The following is a 7,821-nucleotide window of genomic DNA, read 5'->3' as shown; positions in this document are numbered from 1 at the left end:
CCTTAACTCCGTGGTCTTGGGGTACTTACGGGGAGCAGCCATGATCGGCATCCTTCCGGGTCTTCGATGTCTCCATCAAACCCGGGGCGGTTCACACCGTGGTGCCCGCACGCAGCCCATTTTTCCCATGACAAGCACTCAGAAGCGACCGAGGTTAAAGAACAAGCTGAGTTTGTCGGTAGTAGCGGCAGCACGGGTCGGCCTCTGGAGCGCATGTCTGGGGGCTGGCACGATGGTCGTCCATGAATAATCGAGTTACTCCGGCCGCCCAGGCTCTGGCCCTGGTCAAGGACCGTTTCCCGCACGCTCTGGGTGCCATACTCGGCGGCTCGGCCGCCCAGGGCCGTGCTACCCCAACCAGCGATCTGGATGTGGCCGTTCTCCTCCCGGACGGGGATACCAGTCGTCGCGAGGTGGTACGCCATGGCAACCGGCTGGCCGAGCTCTTCCTGCACACCCTCGCCGACGTTCCGGAACACTTCGAGAGGGACAGAGTCCTCCGCCGGGGCACCGTCCTCTTCATCTACGACCAGGGTCTGCTCCTGGCTGACCCCCATGGTCATCTGGCCCGTACGCGCGAACAGGCGCGAGCGGTGCTGGCGGCCGGTCCTCCGCCGCTCACTCCAGCGGAGTGGGAGCGAGGACGCTACGTCCTCACGTGCTTCATGGACGATCTGACGGATACTTCGCCGACCGAGCGGTACGAACAGCTCTCCCTCGCCGACTTCACCCTGCGTGAGGCGGCACACCTTCTCATCGCCCACCACGGCGGCTGGACGGGCATCGGTAAGTGGCTGCCCCGCAGGCTGCTGAGTGCAGACCCGGTACGGGGCAAGGCCCTGCTGGACGGTCATCGGACCGTGGCCGAGCACGCGGACTCCACCCTGCTGGCGGTGGCCGCTGAGCAGGTACTCGATGTTCTCGGTGGACCGCTGAGGGAGGGGTACACACAACGCTGGAGTGCTTGAGCCTGCCCCGTCATAAAGCCGGTCGGATGGTCCCTTGCACGTGATCACTCACGGAGGGATGCGCCGGACGCAAGAGCGGCCATCGATCGATCCTGTGCTCCGTCACAGAGGCATTGGATCTTCGAAGGCTCGCCGCCAGGGGTGAGTCTGCTGCACCACGATGCCCAGCGGCACGCGTTCGACTTCTTGTCACACTTCCAGGACGACTTCTACGTGTGCCTGGTCCGGCATCGGTGACACGCTGTTCGAGGTCACCGGGCCATGCTCTGCGAGAACGGCCCGGTGACCTCGCCGGGCGACCTGACGCTGCTGGCCGAACACCGGCGCGGCCACGGCGTGTTGTACGAAGCGCTGAACCATGGCGGTGCGGGCAGTGTCGAGCTGCCCGCACCGGGTGAGCCTCGGCCGCAGTACGTGGCCACGGTTCCCAAGACGCGCGGCGGGCCGAGGCAGCGGAAGAGCGCGACCCTCCCGTAGTCCACCGGCTCCCTGAGTAGGGCATTGGCCCCCGGGTTCACATCTCTCGCCAAGACCGCAGCCACCTTGCCTGTGACCTCTTCCTGACTCTGGCGCCCGAGGTGAGCCAGGACCCCAGGATCCTCCACCCCTGGACTGACTCGGTGAGGCCCAACTGCGGGGCGAAGAACGCGCCTCCAGGTCGTATAGTACAAGTGGAGTATCCCAGTTGGAGTAGATGGAGTCGCGTCGATGCCCACCCCACGAACACGCAAGCTCAACCTCATCTCCCTCGCCGTTCTGGAACTGCTGGACGAGGGAGAGATGCATCCCTACGAGATGCAGCAGCGGCTGCGCGACCGCGGGCGAGACCGCCTGGTCAAGCTCACAGCCGGCACGCTCTACCACGCTGTAGAACGCCTGGAGAAGCTCGGCCTGATCGAGGCCGTGGAGACCAGTCGCCAGGGCCGCCTGCCCGAGCGGACCGTGTACGCCATCACCGCGAACGGCCGGGAGGCCTTCACCGAGCGGCTGCGCGAGGTGGTCTCGACCCCCGAAGGAGAGTTCTCAGAATTCCCACTGGCCATGGCCTGCCTGCACACACTGGAGCGCAAGGAAGCCATCGAACGTCTCACCTGGCGGGCGGCGCTGCTGGAGGCGGCCATCGCCGCCGAGGAGACCATCGCCGCCCGGCTTCGCAAGTCCGGCGTAGAGCCGCTCCACTTCATCGACCTGACTTGGCAGATCTCCTCGAAGCGCGCTCAACTGATCTGGATCAACAACCTGGTTGAAGAGGTGGAGAGCGGTGCCCTGAACTGGCCTGCGACCAGCCTTGCCCGGTCGCTGCGCCTGCTGGAATCCGGACAGCCGCAACCGGGCCGCCGAACCGAAGAGGGGGTCGGCTGATGTCTGCCCTCCGCAGCCGCAACCCGTGGCTGGCGCTCTGCGCCTTATGCCTGGGACTGTTCATGATTCTTCTGGACACGACGATCGTGAACGTCGCTGTGCCCAGCATGCTGACCGGGCTGAACACGGGCCTCGACGAGATCCTGTGGGTCGTCAACGTCTATATCCTGGCCTATGCAGTGCCGCTCATCGTGGCCAGCCGCCTCGGCGACCGGTTCGGCCGCAAGAAGCTCTACATCATCGGTCTGATGGTCTTCACCGCAGCCTCCGCGCTGTGCGGGATGGCCGACAGCGGCGAGCAGCTCATCATTGCCCGCGCGTTCCAGGGCATCGGTGCGGCCTTGATGAATCCGCAGACCCTGGCGTTCATCGCGGTGCTGTTCCCGCCGAAAAAACGCGGTGCCGCCTTCGGCGTATGGAGCGCCGTCGCGGGCGTGGCGACCATCGCCGGACCGCTGCTCGGTGGACTCATCGTGGAGAAGCTCGACTGGCAGTGGATCTTCTTCGTCAACGTGCCGGTCGGCGTGCTGGGACTCCTGCTGGCTCTTCTGTGGGTGCCCGAGTCCCGTACCGACACCGGGCACAACTTCGCCCCATTGGGCATCGTGCTGCTCACCGGCAGCCTGTTCCTCGTGACCTTCGGGCTGCTGGAAGGCAGCCGCTACGGCTGGGGCACGATCACGGGCTGGCTCTCCATCCCGGTCCTGCTGGGCGGCGGGCTGGCACTGCTGCTCGCGTTCGTGCTGGTGCAGCTGCGGTCGGCCGATCCCCTGGTCCCCGTGACGCTGTTCACCAACCGCAACTTCACGCTGGCCAACGTGGTGGCCACAGCAGTGGGCTTCGCCATGGTCAGCCTGCTCCCTCTCATGATCTTCCTGCAGACGGTGCTCCATCTGACGCCGCTGGAAGCAGGCGTGGTGACAGCACCGGCCTCAGTGATCGCTGCGGCCATTGCGCCGTTCGCCGGCTTCCGCGCCGACCGCACCGGCGGGAAGTTCCTGCTCATCGCCGGACTGCTGGCCTTCGCCGCCGGCATCGCGGCCGCAGCCGTCACAGCCAAGCCCGGCAACAACAGCTGGATGATCCTGCCGGCGGTGGCCGCGATCGGTGTCGGGATCGGTCTGCTGTTCACCACGATGACCACCGTCGCGATCGGAGAAGTCAGCCCCGATCTGTCGGGCGCGGCCTCCGGCGTCTTCAACACCACCCGGCAGCTGGGGCAGGCGCTGGGCACCGCCGCCGTGGGTGCCCTGCTCCAGGCCACCCTCCGCCACGCGCTCGAGGACGAAGCCACCCGCCGCAGCACGGAGCTCCCCGCCGCCTCGCGCCAAAGGTTCATCGACAGCTTTGCCGACGCGGGAGACAGCGGCCTGTTCACCCACGCGCCGAAGGGCACCAGTGAGCCCGGGGCCGTAGGGGAGCACGTGAGACAGCTGGGCATCGAGGTGTTCAACAACGGATTCGTCTCGGCCATGCGGTGGACGCTCCTCCTCTCTATGGGATTCGCTCTCGTGGCGGTCGCGTGCTGCTTCGGCATCAAGGTCCGCCGACACCCTGTGCAGCCCACCGAAAAACCCCTGCAACCCAGCCGGGTCTCCTCCTGAAAGGGCATCTCATGCGGTTTGGCTTATTCCGCGAATTGCAGTTGCCGTGTCCTTGGGCAGCTTGATTCTGAAATCTGCCTCATCCAGGAAGCACTGGACCAGATCGAGCTGAGAGCTGTCCCGTAAATGATCTAGCGCATGCCGGTTGACCAGAGGGGAAGCGCGACACGACGGCGAGACTTGGGTCTTCGATGAGGCGCCACAGCCGGTAGCCGCCGCGGTACGCGCCGAGGAGCCGGGTTACTGCCTCCACCTGCTCGTCCTCCACCGAGGCACTTGACTCGGAGGGAGCCGTGGGGTGGGGGAGGGCAGTGCCCGAGTTTCCTGGAGGCGATGGCGGGTGAACTGCTCAAGTGCCGTCTTGCGATTCGCGACTCCGCGTGGCCATCGTCGACCGCCTGACCTTCAGCGGCGCCATCATCCAGACCGGCACCGAGTCCTACCGCCTCGCCCACACCCAAACCCTGGCTGGACAAACCCAGGCCAGCTGAACGGCGCCGCGTGGCCGACCCCGGAGCCGGCGGGGTCGGCAGCAGGGCGAGATCAGCTGTTGGCTTCCCGCGCCACGCGCTCCAGTCGGTTCCGGTGGCTCTCCCACCACGCCTGATCCTCTGGTGGCATGCTGTCCTTGCCCTGCGAGTGTCCGGCGGATCCGTCGATGAGCTCTCGCACGATGTCGGCATGGCCGGCGTGCCGCTGAGTATCGGAGATCACGCGCACCAGGATGTGGTGCAGCGTCACCTCTCGGCGTTCCTCAGGCCACCACGGGACGTGACCGATCGCGTCAAGCGTCAGCGTCGCGATCGTGCCGTCGGAGTGCTCCCACGCCTGGCGATACAGCCCGACGATCTGTTCCCGTGATTCGTCTGCCGTGGCTCACATGTCCGAGTTCGGTTCTGACTCCTCGGTATACCACCAGGGCGGTGGCTCCTCGTCGAAGAACGGCCGTCCGAACGTGTCGCCGAAGTACCCCAGTTCCACGCCGGCGACATGCTTGACGAGACCCAACAGGTTCGTGCCCGTGGAGGTCAGCGGGCGTCGGATGTCGTATTCCGAGAGTCCGTCGAGCTTCCACGTCAAGGCGTCACGCGCCTCTTGCAAGTACCGGAGAAGCTCCGCTTTCGGGTTCGTTTCGGTCATGCCGCGCAGTCTTCCGCCAGGCACTGACAGCTGGCGGTGACATCAAAGGCTACGGACGTGCTGGGCGTACTCGTCCACGCCGACCACGCGGGGTACTGCGGTGACGGGGTCCGGAAGCGAGGCGATCAGCCTCAACGGGGTGTTCCGGCTGACCGGAACCTTGAAGGCGCCCGTCATCCGGGCGCCGGCCCGGCCTGCGAGCGCAAGACCGACCGACTCCGGCATCCAACGCTGCCACCACCTCGATGGTTTATTATTCAACTTAATGTAGGCTTCGTGGGTAACAGCCCCCCATCTATGACCAGTTGCAGGGGAGAAGATGACGAAGATACGTAGAGTCACGCCGCTCGCGATGCTGCTGACCGTTGTGACGCTGGTGCTCGGTGTGTTCCCGGCGCAGGCCGCCGGGGGCGACACCGTCGCGTCGCACGGCCCGGTGATACGGGTCGAGACCGGCGCCCTGCGGGGCAGAGCCGAGCTCGGGACCTGGGCCTTCAACGGGATTCCGTACGCCGCGCCGCCCACCGGTGAACGGCGCTGGAGCCCGCCCGCCCCGGCCGCCGCCTGGAGTGGGGTGCGGGACGCCACCCGGCCCGGCAACCGGGCGATGCAGGCGGACAACGGCTTCGGCCTGCTGGCGGTGAACCTCAACCCGGCCCGCACGCCCCAGCCGATGAGCGAGGACAGCCTCGACCTCAACGTCCGCACCACGCCCGGCGCCACGAACCGGCCAGTGCTGGTGTGGATCCACGGCGGGTCCTTCACCGGTGGCAGCGGCGACGCCTACGACACCACCAAGCTGGTCCGCCAAGGCATCGTGACGGTCACCGTCAACTACCGGCTCGGCGCTCTGGGCTTCCTCGCCGACCCGGCCCTGGACCCGCAGGCCACCGGCGGCGACTACGGCCTGCAAGACCAGCAGGCGGCGCTGCGCTGGGTCCAGCGGAACATCGCGGCCTTCGGCGGTGACCCCGGTCGGGTCACCATCGCCGGCGAGTCCGCGGGCGGCATCTCGGTCGCGGCCCACCTGGTCGCCCCGGGCTCGCGCGGCCTGTTCGGCGCGGCCGTCCTGGAGAGTGGCGACGCCTCTTCCACCGTCCCGCTGAAGACGGCCCAAAAGATGAGCGAGAAGTTCACCACCGAGACGCTCGGCGTTGGGCCCGGCCCTGACCGGGCGGCCCGGCTCAGGGCCCTCGACGCCAAAACGATCACCGACAAGCAGGTCAGGCAGGGCGGGCAGGAGGGGTTGGCGTACCCGGTACCGCTCGGCCGCCTGAACTACATCACGGGGCCGTGGCTGGTCTCGGGCGGATCGGTGCTCCCGGAGGACCCGGCCACCGCCATCCGTGCGGGCCGCGCGGCCAGGGTGCCGGTGCTGATCGGCACCAACAAGGACGAGATGCGCATCCTCGGCTTCCTGGCCGCGCAGCTCGATTCACCGATCAACGCGGAGAATTACGGTCCCACGCTGAGCGCTATGGGTGGCGCCGCCGCGCTGGCCCGCTATCCGCTGGCCCCCGGCTCCCCGGCGCCCATCGCCCTGGGCCGCGCCCTGACCGACGGCTGGGTCGGTGACGTATGGGACCAGGCGCGCTCACTGTCGCGACAAGCCCCCGTCTACGCCTACGAGTTCGCCGACCGGGCACCCGCTCTGCCCGGAGCGGACTTCGACCTGGGCGCCTACCACACCGCCGAACTGCCGTACCTGTTCGACGTCGCAGACCTGCCCGTACGGCTGAACACCCAGCAGCGGCAGCTGTCGCGGACCATGGTCGAGTACTGGGCGAACTTCATCCGTACCGGCAACCCGAACGGGTCGGGTGCGCGGATCACCTGGCCGCGCCTGCCGTCGGCGGTGACTCTCCGCGAAGGTGGGGCCGCCATCACCACCAGCAGTGCCTTCGCCGCCGACCACAACTGGGCATTCTGGCGGGACCAGCCGCTTCCCCGGTAGGTGGGTTACCGGGCCGCAGGAAGTTCGCTGGAGTAGTGCGCCATCCCGTGTATCGAACGAACTCGCCGCCACGGGTCCGGCCCGGCAGCGGCGCCGTCTGGTCGCGGCTCCGCAATTCAACGTCGACGGGACTCTCGCTGACCAGGAATGCGGGAAGTGATCTTGACATCCCAGGGAAGAGCTCCGATTAAAAATGCACGAATCGGCAGGTCAGCGCCGAGCGTCGGTTGACCCATATTGATCGTGCATCGCCTCGGCCGACGGCCCGAGCCCGAAGACGGCCTTGGCCGGCTCGATGGCCGTCGGCCGCCGCGGCACCGCAGCGACTCCGAAATACCTCGGTCACCGCTTCTCCCGGTAGCCAAGCTGGTCACAAGCTTCGTGGTTGACGAGCGCGCGGGATCATGCCTGCCGACTCCCTGGCCCTGTCGCAGCCCCAAGCCCGCGACGGTAGGCGGCCCACGCCTGCAATTCGTCCCTCGCTGTCGCTTCTACTTCATCCAGCAGGCGTTGACGAACCTCGTCGTCGCGATTCTCTTCGGGAACCAACTGGTAACGCTGGATGGCCAGACGCAGTCTTGTCCAGGCTTCCGCGGCAAGAACGTAGCGTTCCGTGTAGTTGAAGACCTGGCGGAATCCTCCGATGAAGACCGTAGCTCCGGCCACGGTAGCCGTGACAGCCGCGGGCGCCCCGATACCCAGGGCTGATTCAAAGTCCTGGTGATCACGCGGAAGTGCTGGTCACAACGGGGTGACGATCCGTCGGGGCGTCGCTACGAACACAACGAAGCTC

General features: G+C 67.0%; 5 protein-coding genes and 3 pseudogenes. 6 read left to right on the top strand and 2 right to left on the bottom strand.

Annotated features, from left to right (window positions below; all coding sequences use genetic code 11):
* Positions 1-242: 242 nt before the first annotated feature.
* The 5 genes and pseudogenes from AB0435_RS33580 to AB0435_RS33560 all read left to right on the top strand — a co-directional run.
* Positions 243-968, top strand: a complete 726-nt coding sequence (locus AB0435_RS33580) for a nucleotidyltransferase domain-containing protein (protein ID WP_366428681.1) — start codon at positions 243-245, stop codon at positions 966-968.
* A gap of 213 nt (positions 969-1,181) precedes the next feature.
* Positions 1,182-1,355, top strand: a pseudogene (locus tag AB0435_RS33575) (transposase); the annotation flags it as partial.
* A 321-nt stretch (positions 1,356-1,676) separates the two neighbouring features.
* Positions 1,677-2,330 carry a PadR family transcriptional regulator gene (locus AB0435_RS33570; RefSeq protein ID WP_366005310.1) on the top strand — a complete coding sequence of 218 codons (654 nt, stop codon included), beginning with the start codon at positions 1,677-1,679 and terminating at the stop codon, positions 2,328-2,330.
* The gene (locus tag AB0435_RS33565; protein WP_366005309.1) at positions 2,330-3,934 is read left to right on the top strand and encodes an MFS transporter; all 1,605 of its coding nucleotides are present in this window, start codon (positions 2,330-2,332) and stop codon (positions 3,932-3,934) included. The genes AB0435_RS33570 and AB0435_RS33565 overlap by 1 nt, the downstream gene beginning before the upstream one ends.
* 365 nt (positions 3,935-4,299) lie before the next feature.
* Positions 4,300-4,425: pseudogene (locus tag AB0435_RS33560) on the top strand (AAA family ATPase); the annotation flags it as partial.
* 52 nt (positions 4,426-4,477) lie between these two features.
* Here AB0435_RS33560 and AB0435_RS33555 read toward each other — a convergent pair.
* Both AB0435_RS33555 and AB0435_RS33550 read right to left on the bottom strand, forming a co-directional pair.
* A pseudogene (locus tag AB0435_RS33555) lies at positions 4,478-5,074 on the bottom strand (DinB family protein).
* A 42-nt stretch (positions 5,075-5,116) separates the two neighbouring features.
* Positions 5,117-5,299, bottom strand: coding sequence for a hypothetical protein (locus AB0435_RS33550; RefSeq protein WP_366428680.1), 183 nt, complete (start codon positions 5,297-5,299; stop codon positions 5,117-5,119).
* Between the two features lie 94 nt (positions 5,300-5,393).
* On the opposite strand from AB0435_RS33550, the gene AB0435_RS33545 reads away from it, so the two are divergent.
* Positions 5,394-7,028 carry a carboxylesterase family protein gene (locus AB0435_RS33545; RefSeq protein WP_366005307.1) on the top strand — a complete coding sequence of 545 codons (1,635 nt, stop codon included), beginning with the start codon at positions 5,394-5,396 and terminating at the stop codon, positions 7,026-7,028.
* The last annotated feature ends 793 nt before the right edge of the window (positions 7,029-7,821 follow it).

Source organism: Streptomyces sp. NPDC051173, from assembly GCF_040689515.1.
Lineage (GTDB): Bacteria > Actinomycetota > Actinomycetes > Streptomycetales > Streptomycetaceae > Streptomyces.
This window is presented reverse-complemented; position numbering and strand designations above follow the sequence as displayed.

What these genes read in the sequence shown, in the direction of transcription:
- AB0435_RS33580 (WP_366428681.1), top strand. Translation starts at nt 243, where the DNA reads ATGAATAATCGAGTTACTCCGGCCGCCCAGGCTCTGGCCCTGGTCAAG.
- AB0435_RS33550 (WP_366428680.1), bottom strand. Translation starts at nt 5,299, where the DNA reads ATGCCGGAGTCGGTCGGTCTTGCGCTCGCAGGCCGGGCCGGCGCCCGG.
- AB0435_RS33565 (WP_366005309.1), top strand. Translation starts at nt 2,330, where the DNA reads ATGTCTGCCCTCCGCAGCCGCAACCCGTGGCTGGCGCTCTGCGCCTTA.
- AB0435_RS33545 (WP_366005307.1), top strand. Translation starts at nt 5,394, where the DNA reads ATGACGAAGATACGTAGAGTCACGCCGCTCGCGATGCTGCTGACCGTT.
- AB0435_RS33570 (WP_366005310.1), top strand. Translation starts at nt 1,677, where the DNA reads ATGCCCACCCCACGAACACGCAAGCTCAACCTCATCTCCCTCGCCGTT.